This window comes from Janthinobacterium sp. PSPC3-1, from assembly GCF_049896105.1.
Lineage (GTDB): Bacteria > Pseudomonadota > Gammaproteobacteria > Burkholderiales > Burkholderiaceae_D > Janthinobacterium.
On record NZ_JAFCTQ010000045.1, the window covers coordinates 14241 to 40041 of the forward strand.

27 protein-coding genes are annotated in these 25801 nt (G+C 62.6%); 16 read left to right on the forward strand and 11 right to left on the reverse strand.

Features of this window, described 5'->3' with window-relative positions; all coding sequences use genetic code 11:
* Positions 1-150 precede the first annotated feature (150 nt).
* Complete coding sequence (locus tag ACP7B7_RS27935) at positions 151-1209, forward strand: hypothetical protein (RefSeq protein ID WP_308921167.1); 1059 nt, start codon at positions 151-153, stop codon at positions 1207-1209.
* On the opposite strand, the gene ACP7B7_RS27940 is transcribed toward ACP7B7_RS27935, so the two are convergent.
* The 4 genes from ACP7B7_RS27940 to ACP7B7_RS27955 form a co-directional block, all read right to left on the reverse strand.
* Positions 1181-1570, reverse strand: coding sequence for a hypothetical protein (locus ACP7B7_RS27940; protein ID WP_308921166.1), 390 nt, complete (start codon positions 1568-1570; stop codon positions 1181-1183). The genes ACP7B7_RS27935 and ACP7B7_RS27940 overlap by 29 nt on opposite strands.
* On the reverse strand, positions 1570-3372 hold the full coding sequence (locus tag ACP7B7_RS27945; protein WP_426078886.1) for a hypothetical protein: 1803 nt from the start codon (positions 3370-3372) through the stop codon (positions 1570-1572). The genes ACP7B7_RS27940 and ACP7B7_RS27945 overlap by 1 nt, the downstream gene beginning before the upstream one ends.
* Positions 3369-3854: a hypothetical protein gene (locus tag ACP7B7_RS27950; protein ID WP_308921164.1), complete on the reverse strand. Its 486-nt coding sequence runs from the start codon at positions 3852-3854 to the stop codon at positions 3369-3371. The genes ACP7B7_RS27945 and ACP7B7_RS27950 overlap by 4 nt, the downstream gene beginning before the upstream one ends.
* A 147-nt stretch (positions 3855-4001) precedes the next feature.
* Entirely contained in the window at positions 4002-4229 is a 228-nt protein-coding gene (locus tag ACP7B7_RS27955; RefSeq protein WP_308921163.1) for a hypothetical protein, read from the reverse strand.
* 121 nt (positions 4230-4350) lie between these two features.
* Between ACP7B7_RS27955 and ACP7B7_RS27960 the strand changes: the two genes are divergently transcribed.
* Positions 4351-4662: a hypothetical protein gene (locus ACP7B7_RS27960; protein WP_426078887.1), complete on the forward strand. Its 312-nt coding sequence runs from the start codon at positions 4351-4353 to the stop codon at positions 4660-4662.
* A gap of 75 nt (positions 4663-4737) precedes the next feature.
* On the opposite strand, the gene metE is transcribed toward ACP7B7_RS27960, so the two are convergent.
* On the reverse strand, positions 4738-7023 hold the full coding sequence (metE, locus tag ACP7B7_RS27965) for a 5-methyltetrahydropteroyltriglutamate--homocysteine S-methyltransferase (protein ID WP_426078888.1): 2286 nt from the start codon (positions 7021-7023) through the stop codon (positions 4738-4740).
* 99 nt (positions 7024-7122) lie between these two features.
* Here metE and ACP7B7_RS27970 point away from each other — a divergent pair, with 99 nt between their 5' ends.
* Complete coding sequence (locus ACP7B7_RS27970) at positions 7123-8016, forward strand: LysR family transcriptional regulator (protein ID WP_308921159.1); 894 nt, start codon at positions 7123-7125, stop codon at positions 8014-8016.
* 183 nt (positions 8017-8199) lie between these two features.
* Positions 8200-8610, forward strand: coding sequence for a DUF2061 domain-containing protein (locus tag ACP7B7_RS27975; RefSeq protein WP_308921158.1), 411 nt, complete (start codon positions 8200-8202; stop codon positions 8608-8610).
* 4 nt (positions 8611-8614) lie between these two features.
* Here the strand turns inward: ACP7B7_RS27975 and ACP7B7_RS27980 are convergent, their stop codons facing one another.
* Positions 8615-10054 (reverse strand): amidase, encoded by a 1440-nt coding sequence (locus tag ACP7B7_RS27980; protein WP_426078889.1) that lies wholly within the window; start codon positions 10052-10054, stop codon positions 8615-8617.
* 102 nt (positions 10055-10156) lie between these two features.
* On the opposite strand from ACP7B7_RS27980, the gene ACP7B7_RS27985 reads away from it, so the two are divergent.
* The 5 genes from ACP7B7_RS27985 to ACP7B7_RS28005 all read left to right on the forward strand — a co-directional run bounded on the left by ACP7B7_RS27985 (position 10157) and on the right by ACP7B7_RS28005 (position 14118).
* Positions 10157-11053: a LysR family transcriptional regulator gene (locus ACP7B7_RS27985; protein ID WP_308921156.1), complete on the forward strand. Its 897-nt coding sequence runs from the start codon at positions 10157-10159 to the stop codon at positions 11051-11053.
* Positions 11054-11144: 91 nt separating this feature from the next.
* On the forward strand, positions 11145-12275 hold the full coding sequence (locus tag ACP7B7_RS27990; RefSeq protein ID WP_426078890.1) for a catalase family protein: 1131 nt from the start codon (positions 11145-11147) through the stop codon (positions 12273-12275).
* A gap of 62 nt (positions 12276-12337) precedes the next feature.
* On the forward strand, positions 12338-12991 hold the full coding sequence (locus ACP7B7_RS27995; RefSeq protein ID WP_426078891.1) for an SMI1/KNR4 family protein: 654 nt from the start codon (positions 12338-12340) through the stop codon (positions 12989-12991).
* 96 nt (positions 12992-13087) lie between these two features.
* Positions 13088-13639 carry a DUF4142 domain-containing protein gene (locus tag ACP7B7_RS28000; RefSeq protein WP_426078892.1) on the forward strand — a complete coding sequence of 184 codons (552 nt, stop codon included), beginning with the start codon at positions 13088-13090 and terminating at the stop codon, positions 13637-13639.
* A gap of 95 nt (positions 13640-13734) precedes the next feature.
* Positions 13735-14118 (forward strand): hypothetical protein, encoded by a 384-nt coding sequence (locus ACP7B7_RS28005; protein WP_426078893.1) that lies wholly within the window; start codon positions 13735-13737, stop codon positions 14116-14118.
* A gap of 9 nt (positions 14119-14127) precedes the next feature.
* Here the strand turns inward: ACP7B7_RS28005 and cadR are convergent, their stop codons facing one another.
* The gene (gene cadR, locus ACP7B7_RS28010; protein WP_308921151.1) at positions 14128-14559 is read right to left on the reverse strand and encodes a Cd(II)/Pb(II)-responsive transcriptional regulator; all 432 of its coding nucleotides are present in this window, start codon (positions 14557-14559) and stop codon (positions 14128-14130) included.
* A 97-nt stretch (positions 14560-14656) separates the two neighbouring features.
* On the opposite strand from cadR, the gene ACP7B7_RS28015 reads away from it, so the two are divergent.
* Both ACP7B7_RS28015 and ACP7B7_RS28020 read left to right on the forward strand, forming a co-directional pair.
* Positions 14657-16957, forward strand: a complete 2301-nt coding sequence (locus ACP7B7_RS28015; RefSeq protein ID WP_426078894.1) for a heavy metal translocating P-type ATPase — start codon at positions 14657-14659, stop codon at positions 16955-16957.
* A gap of 2 nt (positions 16958-16959) precedes the next feature.
* A complete protein-coding gene (locus ACP7B7_RS28020; protein ID WP_426078895.1) occupies positions 16960-17541 on the forward strand; it encodes a hypothetical protein in 582 nt (193 codons plus the stop codon).
* Between the two features lie 11 nt (positions 17542-17552).
* Here the strand turns inward: ACP7B7_RS28020 and ACP7B7_RS28025 are convergent, their stop codons facing one another.
* The gene (locus tag ACP7B7_RS28025; RefSeq protein ID WP_426078896.1) at positions 17553-18173 is read right to left on the reverse strand and encodes an SDR family NAD(P)-dependent oxidoreductase; all 621 of its coding nucleotides are present in this window, start codon (positions 18171-18173) and stop codon (positions 17553-17555) included.
* Positions 18170-18313 (reverse strand): hypothetical protein, encoded by a 144-nt coding sequence (locus tag ACP7B7_RS28030; protein ID WP_426078897.1) that lies wholly within the window; start codon positions 18311-18313, stop codon positions 18170-18172. The genes ACP7B7_RS28025 and ACP7B7_RS28030 overlap by 4 nt, the downstream gene beginning before the upstream one ends.
* A gap of 130 nt (positions 18314-18443) precedes the next feature.
* On the opposite strand from ACP7B7_RS28030, the gene ACP7B7_RS28035 reads away from it, so the two are divergent.
* The 3 genes from ACP7B7_RS28035 to ACP7B7_RS28045 all read left to right on the forward strand — a co-directional run bounded on the left by ACP7B7_RS28035 (position 18444) and on the right by ACP7B7_RS28045 (position 21919).
* Positions 18444-19361 carry a LysR family transcriptional regulator gene (locus tag ACP7B7_RS28035; protein ID WP_426078898.1) on the forward strand — a complete coding sequence of 306 codons (918 nt, stop codon included), beginning with the start codon at positions 18444-18446 and terminating at the stop codon, positions 19359-19361.
* A gap of 84 nt (positions 19362-19445) precedes the next feature.
* Complete coding sequence (locus ACP7B7_RS28040) at positions 19446-20852, forward strand: alpha/beta fold hydrolase (RefSeq protein ID WP_426078899.1); 1407 nt, start codon at positions 19446-19448, stop codon at positions 20850-20852.
* Positions 20853-20890: 38 nt separating this feature from the next.
* A complete protein-coding gene (locus ACP7B7_RS28045) occupies positions 20891-21919 on the forward strand; it encodes an alpha/beta fold hydrolase (RefSeq protein WP_426078900.1) in 1029 nt (342 codons plus the stop codon).
* Here ACP7B7_RS28045 and ACP7B7_RS28050 read toward each other — a convergent pair.
* The gene (locus tag ACP7B7_RS28050; protein WP_426078901.1) at positions 21912-23408 is read right to left on the reverse strand and encodes an MFS transporter; all 1497 of its coding nucleotides are present in this window, start codon (positions 23406-23408) and stop codon (positions 21912-21914) included. The genes ACP7B7_RS28045 and ACP7B7_RS28050 overlap by 8 nt on opposite strands.
* A gap of 67 nt (positions 23409-23475) precedes the next feature.
* A complete protein-coding gene (locus tag ACP7B7_RS28055) occupies positions 23476-24015 on the reverse strand; it encodes a GNAT family N-acetyltransferase (RefSeq protein WP_426078902.1) in 540 nt (179 codons plus the stop codon).
* Positions 24016-24109: 94 nt separating this feature from the next.
* On the opposite strand from ACP7B7_RS28055, the gene ACP7B7_RS28060 reads away from it, so the two are divergent.
* Both ACP7B7_RS28060 and ACP7B7_RS28065 read left to right on the forward strand, forming a co-directional pair.
* Positions 24110-24991 carry a LysR family transcriptional regulator gene (locus tag ACP7B7_RS28060; protein ID WP_308921142.1) on the forward strand — a complete coding sequence of 294 codons (882 nt, stop codon included), beginning with the start codon at positions 24110-24112 and terminating at the stop codon, positions 24989-24991.
* Between the two features lie 28 nt (positions 24992-25019).
* Positions 25020-25559: a hypothetical protein gene (locus ACP7B7_RS28065; protein ID WP_308921141.1), complete on the forward strand. Its 540-nt coding sequence runs from the start codon at positions 25020-25022 to the stop codon at positions 25557-25559.
* The last annotated feature ends 242 nt before the right edge of the window (positions 25560-25801 follow it).

Genomic DNA, 25801 nt, shown 5'->3' on the forward strand with positions numbered 1-25801 from the left:
CACGACCGGGCCTGAAAAATTCTCACTTCTTCATTTTCCCAATCGCAAATGCGATTCGGCATGATGGCAAGCCCATCACTTTTTTGACAGAAAATCTATGCGATATCCGAACCTTCGATACGGCAACCTACCGAGTTCGCCCACTTCGCCGTGGGCATCCCCCTTGCCGATCTGGCGCGCATCCTGCGCCGCGACGAGCGCACCGTGCGCGACTGGCTGAGCGCGAAACAGCGCGTGCCGTGGTGGGTTCCCCAGTACATGCGCCTGCGCCATATGGAGCGTGCCGAGCGATTCCGCCAGATGGGATTTTCCAGTACTCACGCAAAACTGGGCATCGTGCGCGGCGACGTGATCGTGCTGGCCGAACGCCGGCCAAAAAAAGCCACAAATCACAGACTTGCGGCGCGACGATTTCGACCCGGTGAAGCTGACGAATTAGCCCTTTTAAGCACGCGGATAGCACCGATCCAGAACAGTATCGGCCTGGTGCTGTCGATACACCAGAAACGCCACCCCAGCGGCCGCCAGCAGCCACTGCAGTATTATGGTGTTGATCAACACGCCGAACATTACGCTGCCTGGCTGTCGCGCATTACGGCGGCAAGCGCGCCTGCCATGGCCGCCAGGCCTTGGGCGCAGATATGGAATGGTGGCGGCAGGAATGGCGATACGGCCAGGGCCATGCCGGCCACGCCCGCCCAGGTGGACGGCTCGTTCAAACGGTTCAATACAGTACGCATGCTACCCCTAGTAAAGGCTATTGCCGGCCGCATCTTTGACGGTCAGGCTGTTATCAGAAACGAACTTTTGCAGCTTTGGGAAACGACTCAGGATGAAGGCAGCAATCAGCTCGCCACCCAGCACAATGAGCGCCTCACGGGCAACTTGCGGCCCTGTCGGAATAATGCTTTTCAGGTTCAAAACAGACTCCCCAGCCAGGTTGACGCCGGACGCGAAAACGAGGCATCCCACGTTTTGCCCGCCGCCAGGTCTTTTTCACATTGCGTCATGTTGGTACGGGGAATGCCGGCCACCGAGCTAATCACTGTTGCTGATACCGTTCCACAGGTCGGCCAGGCCCATGCGGCCGACGACGGTTTCAGGATTGTATGGCGCGCCCAGCATCGGATCGTAGTAGCTGCCCACCTGGCCGCCCACCATGACGCCGCCGACAGTCCCGCTACCAGCGCCGACATGTGCGTTGAATGATCTGATAGGCGCCTGCAGCGGTGGAATAATCATTGATGCGCGGTATCCAGACCTTCACACGTGGATGGTCGGAATAGTCGTCAAACAGTGACCCGCCCACGAGGGTGCGGTATCCATCCTGGCCCAGCGTCGCCTCACCTACGCGGATCGCCCGCATGAACGCGGCCAGATTGTGGCCCTGCTGTTCTGGTGAAACGTTCGAATTCATATCGGTAAATTCCTGAAAAAGTACATCTGCCTGATCGAATAAATCTGGCGCTTCATACGCCGTGTCGCCGTCATCCGCCCCGCCCTGCCCGGCTTGCATCCAAAGCAGCAGGGCAGCGGCGGCGACCGCACCCACCATGATCAGGAGGCTCATTACCAGGCAGGGATAAACCGTGGCGTGCCGTTGTCCAGAATCCGCACCCACTTGGTCGGCGGGCCGGCGAACGGTGCGTTTGTCAGCGTGCCAGTGGCAGCTGCCTTGCCGTCTGTCAGCGTCGCAGTCGACCGGATCAGCGTTGCGTCGCCGGTCGTCAGGTTGCCAGACAGGATCGTGTTGCCCGCATCGTCAAATTCAGCCGTGGCTCCTGGCGTGGCCTGCGCGGTGGTCGATTTTTTGCTGGCGATCACGACGCCGCCAGTCGATCCGCCTGCGTTGTATTGGTTGCCCTTGCCCGATATCGATGCGAACACGGCAGCGCCGCCCGAGCCGTTCTTGAACGCCAATTCAGGGCCGGCGCCAGGCACGCCGAAGTCGGACGACCAGAGCGCAAACTGGTTTTCACGGTTGCCGTATGTCGCCACGCCTGCATATTTGCCGCCTACGCCGTGATGGGTGCCGTTCGCCGTCGCCGCCTTGCCGCCTGGCAGCACGACTGGATTGCTGCCCATGTTGATAATGCTGGTGAGGCTGGTCACATTGGCGATCGCATACGGACCAGGGGCAAACGTGATGTTTCCATCTACCCATCCCTGTTCTGAATTGGTGAACGCGAAGGCGCGGCCAGCGGCCAGTCGGCCATGGCCCCGCGAAACATTGTTTTTCACGGTGAAGCCGAGCAGGCGATTGAACACAAAGCTGTCCGTGCCGGCGTTGATCGCCTTGTTATCGTGTACGGTGACGTCATAAATCGGCGTGCCCAAGTCGGACGAAAACGACATGGCATAGGCGATTTTCTCGCTGTCTTCCACGATGTTGCTGGACACCTCGATGGCACCGCGCCCGGCGCCCAGGCCGAACCAGATACCGTATTCCACGGCGGCACGCACGTAGTTGCCCGAGATTACGCCTGCCGACGCTTCGATACCGGAAAACGAGGTATCCGTGGTGCAGTCAACGATTTTCAGGCCACGATAGGCGCCAGAAAAGCCGAGTTCAGCCAGGTTTGCCACGTTGAAATTGAGCGCGTTGAAGCGGGCATGGTGCGAGTTGATCCGGCTGAAAACGATGTTCGTCACGTCCGGCGTGCTGCCGGTGTAGTAGACCTGTTCGCCGTCAAAGCCGGAAATCTCAATGCCCTCGACCAGCACGTTTTTGGCGTACCAGATCGCAATGCCCTTGCGGTTGACCTGGTACACGCTGTCATTGAAGTTCGGCGTGCCAGTCCACGGCCCGACGATCTTGCCCGTGCCATGTACCCAAAAGCCGCTGACCGACGCCGACGACGACACCGCGCCGCCAAACTCCAAAAAGCCGCGTTCATCGCCATTCTGCGTGCCTGCCGCCGTGTTCGGCCAGGCGGGCTTGGCCGGCGCCGTGTTCATCGCCGTGACGTTGATTACACCGTCAATTTTCCACTCGATGTTATCGACGTTGTAGGCCGTAAAACGCCCGGTCGTATTGATCACCGCGCCCTTCTCTACCAGCACGGTGCGGTTTGCCGGCATGAGCAGGTTGCCGTTGACCTTGTAGGTGTAACCGGTCAAAAACTTGGTATTGCCAGCCGTGATGGCCTTTTGCACGGCTACAGTATCGTCAGAAATGCCGTTGCCCTTGGCGCCGTAGTCGTTGACGCTGGCCGTTTCCTTCAGCTTGTCGGCAAAGGATCGCGCCACGGCGCCGTCGCCCTTATTGATGAATGCACGGTCAACGATGTCCGTGACAGCACTCGCGCCACCCGAAACGATGACGCCCAGGCACGCCAACGCGGCCAGAGTGTGGTTAAGGTATTTTTTCATAAAATTTCCTGTAATTTGATTGAGGCCGTTTCGCCGGGCTCGTAGATGACGCGCCACGCCGCGCCGGGCGCGTCCGCTTCGTTCCACGTTTCGCCTGGGCGGATCGTGATGGCTGCATGCTCATACACCAGGCAGACGCCGCCAATAGCAATCGCGCCTGGTCCGGCATTGTAGATGCGCACGCCGCGCCGCGCCGGGTCGGCGGCCAGCAGTGCCGACTCTACCTCCGTGACGGCCACTGGTGGGGTGTTGGTGACCGTGGAAGCGCCGCGCGCCACCACTGCTACATCGCCTGTGATATCGAAGCTGCCCAGCGGTACGATCTGCTGCGAGAACGTCACCGGAACCGGGTTTTCCAGCACGTTATTAATGACCAGGCCGTCCTGTACCTTGACGGCGGAACCATCCGCAACGTCCAGCTGGGCATCATCGAACGACAGGAAAATGCCAATCACGGCATCAACCGTTGCCGTCAGCGTCACGCCATCGTAGGATTCAACCAGGCGAAACGCGGCCGCCTTGCGCCCCGGCGTGGTGGCCTGTGGCGTGCCGTTGCGGATAGTGGCGATATCGACACCATCGGCGGCGCCGGTCCGGTCCAGTCCAGCAATATCAGTTTGCCGGCCACGTTATGCGTGTACGGGATGCCGGCCTGTAAGCTCAGCACGGATGCGTGGCGTGCCATTGGTGCGAAGTTCGGCCTTGGTGACGTTGCCAGTGTGGTGCAACCACACGCGCTTGATCAGTCCGCCATTGACCGCCACCGGCAGCATGATGTCGTTGTCACCCACCATCGTGAGCGGTACGTTGGTGCCGGCATATTGGCTGATGCGCTCCTGGAACGCATTCTCCGACATGTCCCTGCCGAACCAACTTGCCGGACTGCTGGAGACGCTGGAGAGCGGCCGGGGCATTAATCTGTATCTCCGCATTTAACAAACTACCGTTAGCATCAATGGACTGAGCACCAACGAGCGTTTGAGCAATCGAGATGAACGTGCGCTGGAAATTGCACATGATCGCCATCGTCGTGTCGAGATGCGCAGAATGAACGAGGAAGGCTTGAACAACTGCGTTGTTGACTACACACATGTGCAGCCAACTGAGGAAGAGCTTCAATTCGACTGGATTGGGCGTTTTATCACAGTACTTCCGCATTTGAGAAATATGCCCGCCCATGGGACAGATAACCTTCGTCCGAACGTCGGCTGGAGCTTTGATATCGTTTGTGAACTCATCAACCAGTTGTTTGCACAGCTTGAAAGCCACGAATCGTGGGTTTCCGACTGAATCTTGGCTTAGCCCATGGCTGGCCGTGCTAAGTCAATTGCCGCACGGCCAGCCTTGCTTTCAGCTACTCAACCCTTAAGCCCCCGCATCCCCCCGCAAGGTCCTGGCCGCTGCCACCATATTGGCCAGCGCCGGCAGCACTTCTTTCCAGCCGCGGGTTTTCAGGCCGCAGTCGGGGTTGACCCACAGGCGCTGGGCCGGTATGCGCTCTGCCGCTTTGCGCATCAGCTTGACCATCTGTTCCTGGCTGGGAATGTTTGGCGAGTGGATGTCGTACACGCCGGGGCCGATCTCGTTCGGGTAGTTGAAGTCGTCGAAGGCGTCGAGCAGCTCCATGCTGGAACGCGAGGTTTCGATGGCGATCACGTCGGCGTCCATGCCGGCGATGTCCGCGATGATGTCGTTGAACTCCGAATAGCACATGTGGGTGTGGATCTGGGTTTCGTCGGCCACGCCGTTGGCGGTGATGCGGAACGATTCCACGGCCCAGCGCAGGTATTCGGCCCATTGCGATTTGCGCAGTGGCAAGCCTTCGCGCAGCGCGGCTTCGTCGATCTGGATCACGCGGATGCCGGCGCGTTCCAGGTCCAGCACTTCGGCGCGGATGGCCAGCGCCAGTTGGTAGCAGGAAACCGAGCGCGGCTGGTCGTCGCGCACGAAGGACCAGTTCAGGATGGTGACCGGGCCGGTCAGCATGCCTTTCATCGGTTTTTGCGTCAGTGACTGGGCGTAGGTGCTCCATTCCACCGTCATGGCGCGCGGGCGGCTGATGTCGCCGAACAAGATCGGCGGTTTCACGCAGCGCGAACCGTACGATTGCACCCAGCCGAACTGGCTGAAGGCGTAGCCGTCCAGTTGTTCGCCGAAATACTCGACCATGTCGTTGCGTTCGGCTTCGCCATGCACCAGCACGTCCAGCTCCAGGGTTTCCTGTTCCGTCACGCAACGGGCAATTTCCGCCTGCATCAGCTGCCTGTAGGCCGCTTCGTCCAGGGCGCCGCTGCGGAACTGGCTGCGCGCCTGGCGGATTTCGGCCGTTTGCGGGAAGGAACCGATGGTCGTGGTCGGATACGCCGGCAGTTTCAGCAGCGCGGCCTGCTTGGCGGCGCGCACTTCATAGCCGCTGGCACGCTGGCCCTGGCGCGCTTCGATGCGGGCCACGGCCGCTTTGACTGCGGGATTATGCACCCGCGGCGACTGGCGGCGCGCTGTGACGGCGGCGTGGTTGGCGTCCAACGCGGCTTGCACCGAGGCACGGCCCTGGTTCAGGGCACCGGCCAGCACCTGGATTTCATCGAGTTTTTGACGGGCAAAGGCCAGCCAGGACAGGGTTTCCCGGTCCAGTTTCTGCTCGCTGTCCAGGTCGACCGGCACATGCAGCAAGGAGCACGATGGCGCGATCCACAGTCGCGACCGCAGGCTTTGCTGTACCGGTTCCAGCCAGTCCAGGGTGGCGCTCAGGTCGGTTTTCCAGATATTGCGGCCATTCACCACACCCAGGGACAGGATGCTGGTGTCCGACAATTGTGCGATCACTCGCCCTACTTCGTCGCGCGCATTGATGGCGTCGAGGTGCAGGCCGGCCACCGGCAGGCTGCAGGCCAGCGCCAGGTTGCCCTGCAGCTTGCCGAAATACGTGGCCAGCAGAATCTTTACATCGGCGGCCTGGCTCAGGGCGTCGTAGGCGGTGGCCAGCGCCTGCTGCCACGCGCCGTCCAGTTCGGTGACCAGGATCGGTTCGTCGATCTGCACCCATTCCACGCCTTGCGCGGCCAGCTCCTGCAGCAACTGGGCGTAGACTGGCAGCAAGCTGTTCAGCAGTGCCAGCTTGTCGGAATCGTCCCTGGCCTTGCCCAGCCACAGGTAAGTCACGGGGCCGATCAGCACCGGCTTGGCGTTGACTTTCAATTGACGGGCTTGTGCCAGCTGCGTCAACAGGCGCGAACTGTCCAGCTTGAAGGTGGTGTCGGCCGCGAATTCAGGCACGATGTAATGGTAGTTGGTATCGAACCACTTGGTCATTTCGCCGGCGTGGACGCAGCTGCAATCGCTGTCGCTGGCCGAGCGGCCACGGGCGACACGGAAGTAGTTGTCCAGCGCCTCACCCTGCAGATTGCGCACGCGCTGCGGCAGGTTGCCCAAAGTAAAGCTCAGGTCCAGCACCTGGTCGTAGAAGGAAAAGTCGCCGACCGGCACCAGGTCCAGCGCGTGCTGCTCCCGCCAGTGGCGCTGGCGCAGCTCGGCACCCTGTGCTTCCAATCCGGCCAGGGTGCTGTTGCGCTTCCAGTAATCTTCCAGCGCAAATTTCAGTTCGCGTTTAGCGCCGATGCGCGGGTATCCCAGATTGTGTGTGATGGCCATGTTGATGCTCCTTGTTAAGTTAAGAACATCATAGCTAGTCTGATCAATAAAAAATAATGGTAAAATTTGATGTATCCATTATTTATATTCATCGATCATATGCTTGAACGTATACATTTGGCCGTCGTGCGCGAAGTCGACCGCCTCGGTTCACTGACGGCGGCCGCCCAGGCGCTGTTCCTGACGCAACCCGCCCTCAGCCATACCGTCAAGAAGCTGGAACAGCAAATGGGCACGGCCGTGTGGCTGCGCGAAGGCCGCAGCCTGCGTCTGACGCAGGCCGGGCAATTCTTGCTGGGCGTGGCCAACCGCGTGCTGCCGCAGCTGGAAAACGCCGAAGGCGTCCTGGAGCAATACCGTGACGGCCAGCGCGGCGTGCTGCGCATCGGCATGGAATGCCACCCGTGCTACCAGTGGCTGCTGCGCATCGTCTCGCCCTATCTGGCGGCCTGGCCCGATGTCGATGTGGATGTCAAACAGAAATTCCAGTTCGGTGGCATCGGCGCGCTGATCAATTACGAGATCGACATGCTGGTCACGCCGGACCCGCTGCCGCGGCCGGCCTTGCACTTCGAACCTGTATTTGCCTATGAGCAGGTGCTGGTGGTGCATGGCGAGCACCGGCTGGCGGGGCTGGAAACGATTACACCGGAACAATTGGCGCAGGAAACCCTGATCACGTACCCGGTGCCGATCGACCGCCTCGATATCTACAATCAGTTCCTGCTCCCGGCACGCATCACACCGAAGCAACACAAGACGATCGAGACCACCGACATCATGTTGCAGATGGTGGCCAGCGGACGCGGCGTGACCGCCTTGCCGAAGTGGCTGGTGACCGATTACGCGCCGCAGCTGAGCCTGCGCACCCTGCGCCTGGGGCCGCAAGGCATACAGAAGCATATCTATGTGGGCGTCAGGGAAAGCGATCGCGGCATCGATTATGTGCAGTCGTTTATCGAGATGGCCAGGCAAGCGGACCGCTATCCTTAGGGATCCCCTCACGGCAGGGCAGTCGCAAGCGTGCTGCCCTGCCCCTCCCCGTTGATGAAAAACAGTCATAGGCGCACGCTACTGGCACGGTTGAAAGAATTTACTTCCATTTGTAAATGCGAATCATTACTATGTGAGTCAAGGATCAGCCAGCTCAGAAAGGAGCCTCCCTTGCTCACCGCCATGAAAACATTCAGCCAGGTCATCACCCATATGTCGATCGCCTTTGGCCTCGCCTACTTGCTGACGGGCTCGCTCGCTCTCGGTGGCCTGGCCGCCATTATCGAACCGGTCATCAATGTCGCCTTGCTGCCCTTGCACGAAAAGCTGTGGCACGCGATCCGCCGGCGCCAGGCGCACAAGCACCTGGGCGTGGCCGCGCTGGCCGGCGAAAAGCTGAGCCAGACGCTGATGCACATGGGCGTGGCCTTTGCCGTGATGTACTGGGCTACCGGCTCGGCGGCGTTTGGCGGCTTGCTGGCCGTGGTCGAGCCGATCTGCAATGTGATCGTGTTGCCCTTCCACGACCGCCTGTGGGCGCGCTTGCGCACCAGGCTGGAACGGCGCGACGCGCTGCGCCTGGCCGCGTTGTAAGTTTCTATGCTGTTCCCGCCCAGACGGCTGGACGGCGCTGCGCCCACGGTGCGGCCCGTTCCAGCTGCCCAGCCAGCCTTAACAAACTCCCTTCCCGGCCCAGCCCGGCCATGAACTGGATGCCGATCGGCAAGCCATCGCCGGACATGGCCAGCGGCACCGACATGGCCGGCAATCCCGCCACATTGGCCAGCGGCGTGTACGGCGAATGCTGGAACAGGCGCGCCGTCCAGGCAAAGCCGTCCATCGATTCCTCGTCTTCTCCATAGCACCCCAGCGGCCACGGCAGCGATGGCAAGGTCGGCGACAGCAACACATCATATTGATCAAAGAAGGCGCCGGCCTGGCGGGTGACGGTATTGCGCACATCGAGCGCGGCGACGAATTCGACCGCAGAGACTGTCTGCCCGTAGCGGTAGCAAGCCAGGGTGGCCGGTTCCAGCGTCTCTGGCGAGATGGCGCGGCCCGACGCCTGCGCCATGCCTTTGATCCAGCCCACCAGGTTGGCGCACCAGATGCGCGCGTTGGCCAGCACGAACGCTTCCCACGAGACACCCAGGCTGGGCGCGGCGTCTTCCGGATGGTGGCCCAGGCTTGCCAGCAGCTTGACGCAACCATCAAGGGCCTTGGCCGTGTCGGCATCGGGCCGCTGGCCGTCGTTGGCGTCGCGCATGACGCCGATGCGCAGCCGGCCGGGTGGCGCGTCGACCTGCGACAGCCAGGTGTGGCCAGGCGCGGCCGTGACATACGGCTCGCCCGGCATCGGGCCCTGCACGGCATCGAGCAAGGCGGCACTGTCGCGCACGCTGCGGCTGACGCCCAGCTGTACGCCCAGGCCGCTGAAGATTTCATCCATGGCCGGGCCGTTCGAGACGCGACCACGGCTGGGCTTCAGGCCGAACAGGCCGGTGGAGGCGGCCGGCACGCGGATGGAGCCGGCCGCGTCTGTCGCATGGGCCAGCGGCACGATGCCGGCCGCCACGGCCGCCGCCGCGCCACCGCTGGAGCCGCCCGCGCTCAGCGACAAATCCCAGGGATTGCGGGTGACGCCGTACAGTACCGCCTCGGTGGTGGTGGCAAACGCCATTTCTGGCGTCGTCGTGCGGCCGATGGTGAGCAGGCCGGCGCGACGGAACTGCGTCATCAGATAGGAATCGGCTGGCGCCATATGCCCGGCCGCCAGACGGCTGCCCATTTCCATTTTCTTGCCGGCCATCGCCACGGCGATATCCTTGACCAGGAAGGGCACGCCGGCAAACGGCGCCGCCGCATCCAACGGTACTGCATCGGCAGGCCAATGTTCAATCACGGCATTGATGCGCGGATTGACGACATGGATCGCCTCCAGCGCGCAGGCCTGCAATTGCGCGGCGCTGACCTCGCCCTGGCGCACCAGTTCTGCCAGGCCCAGGCCATCATATTGCGTATATTCATGGAGTTGCATCAGATTGCTCCTGTAGTGGATGAGATGTGCGAGGGCACAACAGCTACTCTAGGGCTTGCGGTATGATTGCAGAAATGAATAACAAAGATAGCAGGTATAGTCATGCACAATTTGCGCAAGCTCGATTTGAATCTGCTGCTGACTCTGGACGCCCTGCTGGTTGAACGCAATGTGACGCGCGCGGCCCAGCGTTTGCATCTGAGCCAGCCGTCCGTCAGTGTGCAACTGGGCAAGCTTCGCACCGCATTTGACGATCCGCTGCTGTTGCCCGGCCCGCGTGGGATGTTGCCGACGGCGCGCGCGCTGGCCTTGCTTGCTCCTTTGCAAGCGGCACTGGCCCAGCTGGAACAGGTGCTGCAGCCGGAAAACGCGTTTGATCCCTTGACGGCCGAGGTGGAATGGAAGCTGGCGGCGGCCGACGCCACCGAATACGCCATCCTGCTGCCGCTGCTACCAAGCTTGCGCGCCGCCGCGCCCCGTTCGCGCATGGCCGTGCTGGAGGCAGTGCCGGCGCGCATGGCCGGCCAGCTGGAAAGTGGCCAGGTCGACCTGGGCTTTTTGGCGCAGGAAGAGGCGCCGCCCGGTTTGCGCCATCGCATCTTGTTTACCGAACACTATGTGCTGGCTTGCCGGCGCGATCATCCGCTGCTGCAAGCCAAGCCCGATCTCGACCGCTTCTGTGAGCTGGAATTCGTGGTGGTGTCGCCAAATGGCGGCGGCTACCGCACGGCCGTCGATACGGCGCTGGCACTGCAGAGCCTCACCCGCAAGGTGGTGCTGTCGGTGCCGCATTTCCTGTTCGTGCCGCCCTTGCTGGCGCAGTCCGACATGGTGGCGCTGCTGCCGTCGCGGCTGCTGAAGAACGCCCTGACCCAGCTGCGCACCTGGGAAGCGCCGTTGGCGCTGCCCGACTACGAGATGGCGATGGTCTGGCATGAGCGCCTGCATCTCGATCCCGGCCACCGCTGGCTGCGCGGCCAGGTCATGGCCGCCCTGTAGGCTTATTTTCCCGCTCTGTATGACAGCATACAGAAGCGATAGCCACTTGCGGTAATGATGGCTTGCCTACACCCCATCACAAGGAAAAGCCATGTCCGCCATTCCACGCCCGCCCCTGCCCTACGATCCCCGCCATGAATATGAAGAGGAAGGCGAGCAGGACACCAAGGCGCAGCTGCTGCAGACCTTGCATGGCATCTCGGCCACCACCTATAAAGACTCGGGCCACGCCACGCGCAGCGTGCATGCGAAAAGCCATGGCTTGCTGCGCGGCCAGTTGCAGGTGCTTGACGGCCTGGCGCCCGAGCTGGCGCAAGGCCTGTTTGCCCGGCCGGGCAGCTATCCGGTGGTAATGCGCATCTCCACCATTCCCGGCGATATGCTGGACGACAATGTCTCCGTGCCGCGCGGCATGGCCGTCAAGGTGGTCGGCGTGCCAGGCACGCAGTTATCCACGCTCGATGGCGAAGACAGCACGGCCAGCGCGCCGGCCGCCACCCAGGATTTCGTGATGGTCAACGGCCCCGTGTTCCAGGCACCGACGGCGAAGAAGTTCCTCGGCAGCCTGAAACTGCTGGCCAGCACCACCGACAAGGCGCCTGGCCTGAAAAAAGCGTTGTCGACCGTGCTGCAAGGCGCGGAAAAAGCGCTGGAAGCGGTCGGTGGCGAAAGCGCGCTGCTGAAAGGCATGGGTGGCCACCCGGAAACCAATGTGCTGGGCGAAACGTATTTCAGCCAGGTGCCCATCCTGTACGGTGCTTATATGGCCAAAGTGCAACTGGTGCCCGTCTCGCCGGAACTGGCGGCGCTGAAAGACGCGCCGGTGGATCTCGACGGCAAGCCGAACGGCCTGCGTGAGGCGGTCACCGCGTTTTTTGCCAGCCATACGGCCATCTGGGAAGTGCGCGTGCAGCTATGCCGCGATATCGACACGATGCCGCTGGAAGACGCCTCTGTCGAATGGAAACAGGAAGACAGCCCCTTCCTGCCGGTGGCCCGCATCACGGCGCCGCCACAGACGGGCTGGAGCGAGGCCCTGTCGCGCGCCATCGATGACGGCATGTCGTTTACACCGTGGCATGGCATCGTGGAACATCGTCCGCTGGGCTCCATCATGCGCGTGCGCAAGGCCGCCTATGCCATGTCCTCGCGTTTCCGCTTCGAGCGCACGGGCGTGGAAGCGCGCGAACCGCGCGGCGTCGAAGACTTGCCAATCGCTTAACGGAACGCGCCCCATCGGCGGGTTTGCTTACACTGGCGGTTTTACTTCCCGCCAGGAACCGCATGACTTACTACACCCGCTATCGCCATATCGCCATCGACGAAGCCAGGCCGGCACCCACGCCGGCCCAGATCGCCGCCATCGAAACCGAGCTGCAGGCTTCCCTGCCGGCCAGCTTCCTGGAATTTTTGCAGGTCGCCAATGGCGGCGAGATCGATTATTACTGCGACGTGCCCGACGGCCGCGGCGGCTTTGAACAGATGTCGTTCCCCGGTCTGTTCAATGCCGACGAAGGCGATTTTTGCGATGAAACCCTGATCGACGAGCTGCGCGCGGCGCGCCAGCACATGGACATGCCGGAAAAAATCCTGCCGTTTGCCCGCGATGGCGGCGATTCCATGCTGTTCCTGGACCTCAGCGACGAGGGCCAGGGCCGGGTGCTGGCATATATCCGCGAGCTGCCGGCGTGGACCGGCCCACGTGCGCCGGCCGGGCTGATGGTGCTGGCGCCCTCGTTCGATGCCTATATCGCGAGCCTGTATCTGGACAAGAACGAAGTGATCAGGGATCTCGAGCAATATGCGAGCCTGCCCTCGCACCTGGCGGCCACTGCGGAATACCTCGATATCGGCTTGCCCGGCTGGCGCGACGACCCGGACATCGGTCCACTGTTCCGGCGCCTGGAGATTGAATTGTGCGGTAACGTACAGGACTAGTCCTACCGGAATGATCGCGTGCGTCCTATGTGTGTGGCTATGCCTCTGGCTTAATATTTTAGCCAGTTTGTAAAAACCATACCGAAAGGAATTCCCATGCGCCTGACCACCACCAGTTCCCGTACGCCCTCCATGAAAAGCATCGCCATCGGCGCCGCCGTTGCCCTGTTGAGCGGCATGGCGATCAACAGCATCGCCGCCAATGCGCCTGGCGCCTATGACAAGCAATTTCTCACCAAGGCGGCCGATGCCGGTAGCACGGAAATTGCCGCCAGCAAAGTTGCCCAAAGCAAGAGCAGCAATGCGGAAGTCAAGCAATTCGCCGACTCCATGGTGGCCGACCACGCCAAAGTGGCCGATGAACTGAAACAGCTGGCGGCAGCCAGGCAGATCACGGTCAGCGACCAGCCGGGCGCCCGCCACAAGGCCGATATCGCCAAGCTGAGCAGCCTGGAAGGCAAGAAATTCGACCAGGAATACGCGGCCAGGATAGGCGTGGCGGCGCACAAGGATGCCGTCAAGTTGTTTACGGAAGCGAGCCAGAAGGCCACCGACCCGGAAATCAAGGCGTTCGCCGCCAAGACCTTGCCCGCCTTGCAGCATCACCTGGACATGGCGAATGCCCTGCATGCCAGCCTGGGCAAGTGAAAAAGCAAGTAAATCGACAAGCGGCACCGGCTATCAGATAAGCGGCCGGTGTCCGCATGGCTTACAATGCGGCCATCTCGTTTTCACTGCCTTTCATGTCTCCACTCCTCAAGAAAAGCCTGCTGATCGTGGCCGGCCTGCTGATAGCCATGCTGATTGCCGTCTGGCTGTCCGTCAAGATCAATGCCGCCGAGCACGCCAAACTGTACGCCCAAGCCTGGAGTCCCAGCGGCAAGTGCGTGATCAATACCTATGCGCCCGCCTATGGCAGCGGCACGGTGTCCAATATCGTGCGCTCGCTGAGCACGCAATCATTCTTCCGCGTCTATGACAAACAGGGAGACATGCTTGAGAGTACCGAATGGGTGCTGGACCTGCATGAAGATGGCTTGCAGGACTATGCGCGCTGGGGCAAGGAGCGCGCGATTTACCCCACCGACATGGGCTATGAGGGCTGGACCCTGCCGCAATGCGCCTGATCCTGACGCTTAATGCAACTCCGTATGGCAGGCGCAATCGTTGCCGCTGGCCGCTTCGGACAGGTTTTGCAGGATGGCGCAGTCTTGCGACGGCGTCGGCTGGTCGCACTGGTGGCGCAGGCTGACCAGTTGCTGCTGCAAGGTTTGCAGGTTGGCCATCTGCTCGGCGATCCGTTCGATATGGTGGTCCAGCAACTGATTGACGCTCTGGCAGCCCTCGGCCGGATTGTTCTTAAATTCCAGCAAGGCGCGGATATCGCTCAGACCGATCTGCAATGAACGGCAATGGCGGATGAATTGCAGCCGCTCCTGGTGTTCCGCCTTGTATTCGCGGTAGCCGGCACTGCTGCGGCCCGGTTCCTGCAGCAAGCCCGCCTTTTCATAGTAGCGCACCGTTTCGACATCGCAATGGGTGCGCCTGGCCAGTTCTCCGATACGCATCGTAGTCCTTTTCTTGTATCGTGTAAATTTCGCTTGACCCTGTAGCGGCTACAGGGTTTCTAATGCAAGCATACACGAATCCCTGAAGGATGATGCGATGCCGCACGATCACCACCACCTCCATACGCCCTCGCCCGCGCCGTCGAACGAGCCGCCGCACGATCATGGCCACGACAAGCCACCTGCACCTGCACATGCCCATGGCGGCTGCTGTTCCCACAGCCATGCCGAGGTGGCTGCGCCAGCGCCGGCGTTCGAGCTGCCCAGCTCGCCGCTTGCCGGTGCGCAGACAGCCAAATACCGCATCGCCAATATGGATTGCCCGGTGGAAGAGCGCTTGATCCGCAACAAGCTGTCCGGCATGGACGGCGTGGTCGGCCTCGACTTCAACCTGATGAACCGGGTGCTGGACGTGCATCACGTTTTGCCTTCGTTGGCGAGCGTGGAAGCGGCGCTGCACGGTATCGGCATGCAGGCCGTGCCGGTGCAAGCCGGCGTGACCAGCGTGAAAGATCCCGATGAAGGCAAGCTGTCCGGCATGCAGAAAAGCCTGCTGTTTGTTTCCGGCATATCCGCCGTGGCAGCCGAAGCGCTGGCGTGGACGACACACCAGGACAACTCGCCGCTGGTGATCGCGCTGGCCCTGCTGTCGATCGCCAGCGGCGGCTGGCCGACCCTGAAAAAGGGCTGGATCGCCCTGAAAAGTTTTACGCTGAATATCAATTTCCTGATGAGCCTGGCAGTTATCGGCGCCATCGCCATCGGCCAGTGGCCGGAAGCGGCGATGGTGATCTTCCTGTTTGCGATTGCCGAGCTGATCGAAGGCCTGTCGCTGAACCGCGCGCGCAATGCCGTGCACAGCCTGATGCAGCTGGCGCCGGACGTGGCCACCGTGCAGTTTGGCGATGACTGGCGCAGCGTGCCGGTGGCGCAGGTGCTTGTGGGCAGCCTGGTGCGTGTGAAACCGGGCGAACGCATCGCCCTGGACGGCATCGTCCAAAGCGGCCAGTCCGCCGTCAACCAGGCGCCGATCACGGGCGAAAGCATGCCGGTGGACAAGGCTGCCGGCGATGTGGTGTATGCGGGCACCATCAACGAACTGGGCTTGCTCGATATTAGCGTGACCGCCAACAGCGGCAACAGCACCCTGGCGAAAATCGTCAGGGTGATTGAGGAGACGCAGGGCAAGCAGGCGCCCACCCAGCGCTTTGTCGACCAGTTCGCCCGCTATTACACGCCGGTGGTGGTGGTCTGCGCCATTCTGGTGGCGGTATTGCCGCCCTTGCTGCTAGGCCAGCCGCTGATGGACTGGGTCTATAAGGCGCTGGTGATGCTGGTGATCGCCTGCCCCTGCGCCCTGGTCATTTCCACGCCGGTTACCGTGGTCAGCGGCCTGACAGCGGCGGCGCGGCGCGGTATCCTGGTAAAAGGCGGGCAATTCCTGGAAACCGGCCATCAGATCAAGGCGATCGCCGTCGACAAGACCGGCACCCTGACCATGGGCAAACCGGCCGTGACGGAGGTGGTGGCCTTCGATGGCCACAGCCGCGAAGACATCCTGCTGCTGGCCGCCAGCCTGGAGGCAGGTTCCGCCCATCCCCTGGCCGCCGCCATCGTCAAGGCGGGGCCGCCGGCTGCCCAGTTGCAAGCGGTGGCGCAATTTTCCGCGCTGCATGGCCGTGGCGTACAAGGCACGCTGGCCGGCCGGACCCATTACCTGGGCAATGCGCGGCTGATGCAGGAATTGAAGGTGCTGACGCCGGCATTGCAGGCGGTTCTTGCCCGCCTGGAACAGCAAGCCTATACGGGGATGGTCCTGGCTGACGATCGCCAGGCGCTGGGCGTGATCGCCGTGGCCGATGTGCTGCGCCCGACGGCCGCGGCCGCCATTGCCCGCCTGAATGCCATGGGCGTGACCACCGTCATGCTGACCGGCGACAATGCCCTGACGGCGCAGCGGATTGCCGATGAAGTCGGCGTGACCCTGGTCAAGGCGGAACTGCTGCCGGAAAACAAGCTCGATGAAATCGTGGCCCTGCAGCGGCAATTCGGCGTGGTGGCCATGCTGGGCGACGGCGTCAACGATGCGCCGGCCCTGGCGCAGGCGCAGATCGGCTTTGCCATGGGCGCCGCCGGCAGCGATACGGCGATCGAAACGGCCGACGTGGCGCTGATGGACGATGAACTGGGCAAGCTGCCGGAATTTATCAGTCTCTCCCGCCGTACGCGCCGCATCCTGGTGCAAAATATCAGCTTTGCCATCGGCATCAAGGTCATTTTCTTCGGCCTGGCGCTCGGTGGCCTGGCGACTTTATGGATGGCCGTGTTCGCCGACGTGGGCGCCAGCCTGCTGGTGGTGGCCAATGGCTTGCGCCTGCTGCGCGCCCACAAGGCTTGAGCATGCTGCAACATCAAAAGATCACCCTGGAAACGCCGGGCATGGTGCTGTTCGACCCGGCCACCCTGGCCGCCTTTATCGATGAGCAACAGATCAAGGCCACGGATCTGCTGCAGTACTTCAACGATCATCCGCAAGTGGGCGACGCCGCCATCCGGCAGGGCTGCTTGCTGCCCATCTACACCATCCCGGCGTGGGATTACCAGCTGGTGTTCAACGATACGGACACCATCAGCACGCCAGCGCACCTGATCGATGCCGTGCTGGACGTGGTTTTGCCACTGACAATCAGCAGCGGCACCCTGATCGTGACGGATCTGTTCGGCATCATGGAATTCGACCTCGATTACTATCTGCATTTCCCGCCGCCCGAAGAACGCCTGGGCCTGGATGCCGACGTCCGGCTGGAAGCGGGCAACCATGCGGTGCGGGTGGTCAAATTCATGGCCCGGCAAGACAGCGACCTTGAAAACCGCGCCTGCGGCTATGAATTCCTGCTGCAAAAAGTGGCGAGCTTGCCCGCCATGGCCGTTACCGATGTCGATAAGATTCCCTACGCCATCGACGGCCTGATGCAAGCTTGACACCTGCCGGTTTACAGGCCGGCAATCGTGTAGCCGCCGTCGACGACAATATTTTGCCCCGTCACAAAGCGCGCCTCGTCGCTGCACAGCCAGACGGCCACGTCGCCCACATCGCCGGCCAGCCCCACGCGGCGCAGCGGCGTGGCCGCGGCAAAGGTGGCGGCCAGGGCATCGCTGCCACCGAGCCGATCGAACATGGGCGTGGCGATAATGCCAGGCGACACGGTGTTGACCCGGATGCCCTGCGGCCCCAGTTCCACCGCCAGCGCCTGGCTCATCGCCAGCAGGCCGCCCTTGCTGGCCGCATACGCCGAACTGCCGCCCACGCCCAGTTGCGTCAACCATGATGCCGTATTGACGATGGCGCCACCCTGCCCTTGGACCAGCATGGCTTGCGCCGCGTACTTGGCGCACAGCCAGGCGCCTTTCAGGTTAATCCCCAGTACCGCGTCGTAGTCGGCTTCGCTCAATTCGCCGATGGGCGCAAACACGCCTTCCGTGCCCGCATTATTGAACACCATGTCGAGCTTGCCAAATTGGCTGACCGCATGCGCCACCATCGCCTGTACCTGGTCGGCGCGCGCCACGTCGGTGATGACGGCGCTGGCCGCGCCACCGAGTTCGCCGATCATGGTGACGGTTTCCTGCAATGGCGCAAGCTGGCGCATGCGAGCGCGGCCGCACGGCCGATGCCGCTGCCACCGCCGGTGACGAGAGCGACCTTGCCCGTCAAACGCGGGATGGCCGGGGAAATTGATTGCTGGATCGTCATGTATCATCCTTCGAAAGATGGAAAGAATCCAGTGTAGGTCCAGCCATTGCTATTGATAAGCCATCAAACAGCCATGGGTTCATTGGCCTTGATTCATCAATCATGCGCGCGCCTGCGTTAGAATGCCCTCATGCGCCCCCATGAATTTGCCGAGTTGTCGGCCTTTATCACGATTGCCGAAGAGCGCAGCTTCCGGCGGGCCGCTTCCAGGCTGAACCTCACGCCATCGACTCTCAGCCACTCCTTGCGCGCGCTCGAGCAGCGGCTGGACGTACGCCTGCTGCAGCGCACGACGCGCGCCGTCTCGCTTACCGATGCGGGCGCGGCCTTGCTGGCGGAGGTCGCACCCGCTTTTGTCGCCATCGCCACCGCCGTCGAAGGAGTCAATCTGTTTCGCCAGCAGCCACGCGGCACGGTGCGCCTGAACGTCTCGCTGCTGGCGGCGCAGCTGGTGCTGGCGCCACGCCTGGGGCAATTTCACGCCGCCTATCCCGACATCGTGCTGGAAGTGGCCGTCAATGATGGCCTGGTCGATATCGTGCGCGAGCGGCATGACGCGGGCATCCGCCTTGGCGAAAGCGTGGAGCTGGACATGCGCGCCGTGCGCGTCGATGGCAACCAGCGCCTCGCCATCGTCGGTTCTCCCGACTATTTCGCCGCGCACGCCGCGCCCCGTACGCCGCATGAACTGCAGGCGCACCGCTGCATAGGCTACCGCCAGCTGACGGGTGGTGCGCTGTGCCGCTGGCAATTTGCACGCGATGGACAGGAACTGGACGTGCAGCCGAACGTGGTCATGGTGCTGGGCACGCCAGGCCTGATGGTCGACGCGGCACTGGCTGGCGTCGGCCTGGCGTCGGCGCTGGAAAGCACTGTCAGCACCCACCTGGAGAGCGGCCAGCTGATGCGCGTGCTGGACGAATGGCGTCCACCGTTTGCCGGCTTTCACCTGTATTACCCCAGCCAGCGCCAGATGTCGGCCGCCCTGCGCGCGCTGATCGATTTTCTGCGTGTCGATGGCGGCAATGCGCCTCGCCTGCCAGCCTGAGGCTGTGCATCCTGTCAAACATTCTGGACAGTTGCCATACATAAACGTTACATTAGCGGCTACTTTTAATTGCAAGAGTCGCTGATGACCATACCATACCGCTGGACCCTGTTGTGTACGCTGGTGGCCAGCACCGGACTGCATGCCGCGCCGCTGGACTACGCCGCATGCACGGACAACATTCTGCCAGGCAGCTTGTGCGCCATGCATGGCGTGCCCACCAGCCACGAGGCGCAAGGCCAGGACGTGGAAACGCTGCAATTGTTCGTGCGCAAGATTCCCGCCGAGGGCTCCTCCAAAGGCAGCGTCTGGCTGGTGGCGGGCGGCCCCGGCGAATCGGGTGCCTCGTTCTACGCCCTGCTGCCCACCTTTCGGCGCAGCTTTCCCGGTTTTGACTTGCTGATACCCGACCATCGCGGCACCGGTTACTCCTCGCGGCTGTGTCCGGCCGAGGAAGCGGCGGGCAGCCCCGGCGGCATGGCGCTGGCCGGCGCCGAATGGGCCAGCTGTTTCAAGGAACTGAATACGGCGCCGGCACGCGCGCGCCAGTATTCCATCAGCAATGCCGCCCGGGACTTGCGATCCCTGGTCGGCACCACGCAGGGCAAGAGCCCCGTGTATGTCTACGGCGTTTCCTACGGCACCCAACTGGTGCTGCGCAGCCTGCAACTGGGCGCCTTGCCGGTACGGGGCGTGATACTCGATTCACTGGTGCCGCCGCAAAACGACCTGCGCTGGGACCTGAGCCAGCGCTCGCAGGTGGTCAACGACGTCGGCCTGCAGGTGCTGGCGCAGTGCGATGCGGACGCGGCCTGCCAGGCATTGCTGGGCGAGCCGGCGCAAACGCTGCACCGGCGCGTGCTGGACAAGCTGCGCCAAGAGCCTGCGCTGCTGGCCACCATTCCCGGCAAGAACCTGAAGCAGTTTATCGGCGGCATGCTCGACGTGCCGGCCGCGCGGGAGCGCATCCCTTATTTGTTGCAAGACCTCGACCATGGTGGCGGCACCGAACTGGCCGCCGTGCGTGGCCTGCTGAACCAGGCCGCAAGCAGCTTGGGCAGCTACCCCCAGTCGTCCATTTCGATACCGCTGGTCAGCATGATCAGCAATTCGGAAAACAATCTGCGCCCGGGCCTGACAACGGCCGATGTCGACCGCGAGGAAGCAGCGCTGCTGATGACCAGCCCCCTGCCGCGCATCTTGCTCGGCGGCGGCCTGCCCACTTATTTCCAGGATCGCCATTTCGGCCAGTTGCCGGCCAGCGTGCCGCCGGTGCTGGTATTGCAGGGTACCTGGGACCCGAAAACACCGTATGCGGGCGCGCAGGCGCAAGTGGCGGCCTTGCGGCAAGCGGGCGCCGGCAATATCACGCTGGCGACCATAGTGCAGGCGCCCCATTTCATTTTGTGGGCGGCGCCGGCCTGCTTCGAGCAGTCGGTGCAGCGCTTTATTGCCGGCAAGCCAGTCCTGGATTGCGCGTTACCTTTATAAGGAGTGGCAAACATATGCGAAAAATCGCTGCCGTTGCAATGTTGCTGTCTTGTATGGGCGCCGCCGTGGCGGCTGACGCTGCCATACCGGCCCCGGCCTGCGCTTCGCCTGCCCAGAGTATCCGCGAACAGGGCTATATCCCCATCAATGGCATCGAGCAATGGATCACCATCACCGGTGCGCGCTGCGGCAATCCGGTGATCCTGGTGATCCATGGCGGTCCCGGCAACCCCTTGTCGCCGTTTGCCGACGCCATGTTCCGTGGCTGGGAACAGCAATATACGCTGGTGCAGTGGGACCAGCGCGGTGCCGGCCGGACCTACAGCAGGAATCGCCCTTCCGACAACGATACCTTGACCCTGGAGCTGATGCGCGACGACGGCATTGCCGTGGCCAATCATGTGCGCCAGCGGCTGGGCCAGCAGAAAATGATCTTGATGGGCAGTTCCTGGGGATCGATTCTGGGCGTCTATATGGCCAAGGCCAGGCCCGAGCTGTTCCACGCGTATGTCGGCACGGCGCAGGTGGTCGACGCGCGCGCCAATGTGGCCGGCATGTACCGCGAGGTGATGGCGCTGGCGCAAGCCGCCGGGGATACCGCCACAGTGGAAAAACTGGCGGCGCTGGGCAGTCCGCCGTGGACGGATCCGCGCAATTTCGGCATCCTGCGCCGCTTCGACCGCAAGTACGAAGCTTTGAGTACCGATGCGCCGCCGAAAAACTGGTGGTTGCCGGCACCGCTGTACGCCACGCCGGAGGCGCTGGCGGACGCCGAGGCCGCCGACGACTATTCGTACATCCAGTTCATGGGCATGCACGGCGATGGCATGTTTTCCAAGGTCAACTTGCCTGCGATGGGCACGCAGTTCAAGCTGCCCGTCTATTTCGTGATGGGCACGCAAGACCTGCTGACCTCGCCAGTGATCGCGCGCCAGTACTTTGACAGCATCAGCGCGCCGCACAAGGACTTCGTGCTGGTCGAGCGCGCCGGACACGACCCGAACCAGGCCGTGCTCGACGCACAATTCACTTTGCTGCGCGATAAAGTGGTGCCGCTGCTCAAATAGCCAATGCGGCCCTGCGCTGGCGCAGGTGCAGCTGGCGTATGGTGACGCCGGCCGCCAGCAGGATGGCGGCAGCCGTCGCCAGCACGGCGACAAATGCCTGGTCGAAAGCGTCACGCGCCAGTTGCGCCACTTGCAGGCTCAGCGCGCCCGGCAGTTGCTCGGCCGCCTGCAGCGCCGCGTCCAGGGTGTCGTGGGCGTTCGGCAACAGGCCGGCGCTGCCTGGCAGTACCAGGGTGGCGCTGTAGACGGCCGTCATGATGGTGCCGAGTATCGTCACGCCCAGCACGCCGCCCAGTTCAAACGACACTTCCTCGATCGAAGCGGCCATGCCGGCCTGCTGCGGCGACACATTGAGCATCACGGCGCTGGACGCGGCCGTCATCACGGCCCCCAGACCGAGTCCCAGCAGCACCAGGCTGGCCACTTGCAGGGGGATCGAAGCGTCATGCAACAGCAGGTAGCTGGCCATGCCGATGCCCGACACCAGCAAGGAGCCCCACAATACTTGCGCCTTGTCGGCGCGCGGCAGCAGGTAGCCCGTCAGCGGCCCGGCAATCACGGAAGCCAGCGGCAAAGGCAGCAGCAACAGGCCGGCGTCCAGCGGCGACAGCGCGCGCACCAGCTGCAGATGCTGGCTCAGCGCCAGTTCCATGCCGATCAGCGCGGCCGAGGCGACCATGGCGGCGGCCACGGCGCTGGAAAACGGCAAGGCGCGGAACAGCGTGAAATCGATCAGCGGCTGCGCTTGCCGGTGTTGGCGGCGCACAAAGGCGGTCATGAAGACGGTGGCGATCAGCATCGCGGCCAGCGCGACGGCATACGACGGCGCGGTCTTGCCCAGTTCCTTGATGGCATATACGCCACCCAGCAGGCCCAGCATGATTTGCAGCGAGCCGAGCAGGTCCCACGGTTTGTCGCGGTTGCCCTCGCGCCTGGGCAGGATGGTGGCGGCCATGACCAGGGTCAGCAGCACCACCGGCACATTGATCAGGAACACGGAGCCCCACCAGTAGTGTTCCAGCAGAAAGCCGCCCAGCACGGGGCCGAAAGCGGCGCCGCCCGAGGCGATGGCGGCCCACACGCCGATGGCAAACGAGCGCTCGCGCGCGTCGGCAAATGTCAGGCGTATCAGCGACAAGGTGGCCGGCATCATCATGGCGGCGCCCAGGGCCAGCAGGATGCGCGCGCAAATCAGCCAGGCCGGCGCGGGCGAAAACGCGGCACACAGCGAGGCGATGCCGAACACCGCCAGGCCAGCCAGGAAGACGGGTTTATGGCCCAGGCGGTCGCCCAGGGTGCCGAGGCTGGGCAGCAAGGCGCAGACGACCAGGGAATAGACGTTGATGATCCACAGCTTTTGCGAGGAGGAGGCCTGCAGTTCGCGCGTCAGCGCGGGCAAGGCGGTATAGAGCACGGTCATGTCGACCACGATCAGGAACAGGGCGCTGGAAACGATAGCCAACGTCAGCCATTTTTTTATTGGGTGCATGTTTGTAACTCAGGAATAGCTATTCGAGTGGATAAAAAGTTTGATGTAAGCACGTCGGCGTCGGTCGTCAGCCACGATGCGCGCCCTCGCCGTCCAGTTCACGCAGCATCACGACCGATACTTGCTGGAAGCCGCGGCCCTTGAAAAATTGCTGGGCGTTCAGGTTGTGCGCACCGCATTCGAGGAACAAGCGGGCGATGCCGTGGCTGCGCAGCTCTTGCGCCACCCACTCGACCAGCTGCGTGCCGATGCCATGGCCGCGCGCATCCGGGTGCAGCACCAGGTCGTCCAGCGCGGCAAACGATCTGGCGGCGCGCTGGCGCGTATCGATGGAGACCAGCGCCATGCCGACGATGGCGTCATTCGCGGTGGCGACCGCCAGCAGGCTGGAGTCGCCATGGGCCCAGTCGTGGGACAGGGCGGCGCGGATTTCGCCGCGTATGACGTCCGGCAAGTCGGCGCGCCAGTTGCCGGGCGACTCGGCACGCTCGCCTTGCAGTTCGGAATGGGAAATATAGTCGGGGCTGACATTGTCCAGGTAAAGCTGGCACAGCGTGTCTTCCAGGGTGGCGTCATGGCACCAGTTGAAGGTGGTTGCATCTTGCATGGGATACTCCGGTTAATAAACTTGCACCGAGTTTATGTCGCCCTGGAACGGCATTCAAGTTAAAATCCATCTGTAAATCAGATGGATGATGATCATGCAATGGACGTTGGAACAAATGCGCTACCTGGAAGCGGCGGTGGCCGCCGGCTCGTTTTCGGGCGCCGCGCGCAAGCTGGGCCGCGCGCAGTCGGTGGTCAGCACGGCCATCGGCCTGCTGGAAGCGGAGCTGGGCGTGGAACTGTTCGACCGCTCGCGGCGCAATGCCGTGCTGACGGAAGCGGGCAAGGTGATGCACCTGGAAGCGTGCGAACTGCTGCGCCAGGCCGAACGGCTGCAGCTGCGCGCGCAATTGCTGAGCGTGGCGCCGGAAGCACGGCTGACCCTGGCGCTCGACGAAGCCCTGCCCTATCTGGCGATCGGCACGCTGGTCAAGGAACTGGCGGCGCGCTACCCGGCGCTGGAACTGGTGATGCTCAACGCCACCGCCTCCGAGGTGGCCCACTACGTGGAGCAGCAGCAGGCCGACGTGGCCTTCCACTTTGACCGTGGAGCCGTGTCATCGATCCTGGAGCAGCAGCATATCGGCAGCGTGGCGCAAGGCGTGTTTGTCGCCAAAGGCCACGCCATGGCGCATGGGCAAGAAGTCAGCCGCAACGAACTGACGCGCCACCGCCAGCTGATCATGGATTCCGAGCTGAACCGCGAACAGGCCTTTAGTCCCACCGTCTGGTATTCCGACAGTTTCTACAGCATCGCGGAAATGGTGGCCGACGAACTGGGCTGGGCAATCTTGCCGCTCAATATCGCCCACTACGACAACTACAAAGGTTTTCTGCAAGAAGTACCCTGCCCCACCCTGGCACTGTCGCGCCTGCCCGTGCGGCGACTGGCCTTGCACGGCAAGAAACTGAGCGCCACCTGCCAGTGGCTGACCACCAGGCTGGCCGAACTGCTGCGCGACGGGCCGCGTGGCTGAATCTACCGATGATGACAAGGGAAAAAACATGCATTATTCTTATCGCGCCAGACAGTGTTCGGCCGCTTTACTCGTTTTTGTATCTTCCCTGGCTGCCGCCGCCGGTCCCGGTCCGGGCCTCGGTGCCGAGCTGGAAACCGGCCTGGCCCAGGCCATGCATCTGAAAAAAGGAACCAGTGAACGCGTGGGCACTTCCGGCCAGGCGATCCAGGCCTATATGCACGCCGGCCTGATCGACAGCAAACCGAACCAGCGCGCCGACTATACCGATTACTACCTGCTCAACAAACCGGCCCGCTTCATGGGCCATGAACTGGTGATGATCGAAGAAGAATATATGGCGCGCTATATCGGCTGCTGTGTCAGTCCCGGCGCCGGCCTGAGCGTGAAGGTCAGCGGCAGCCTCAAGCCTCTGGAGCAATTTGCCCGTGCCCATCGCTGCAGCCTGAACGACAACGCAGACGTGCAAGGCGAGCTGGCCAGCCTGGGCATCCGCCGCAAGCTGGCGCCGGGGCGCTACGCGACCTTGAGTTGCCGCGAGCGCGATGCTGAAAGGACGCTGGATTGAGCGATGGAACTGGCTCCTGAAGTAGCATGACTACAACTGGGTAACGTAACCAAGCGCACATGCCTGCAAATATATCGATCCAGGCCAATAAAACTTTACGATATGCGGTTAGAACCGGACCCGAGCGATATCTTTTCGAAGGAACCGTGCTTAGAGCCTATCCCGGTAGATGAATACGCCCCCTGCTGGCGCCCCTCAGAAGCGGGGACTGCGTTGCTCGTCGTTGCATGGCTCGCCATGCG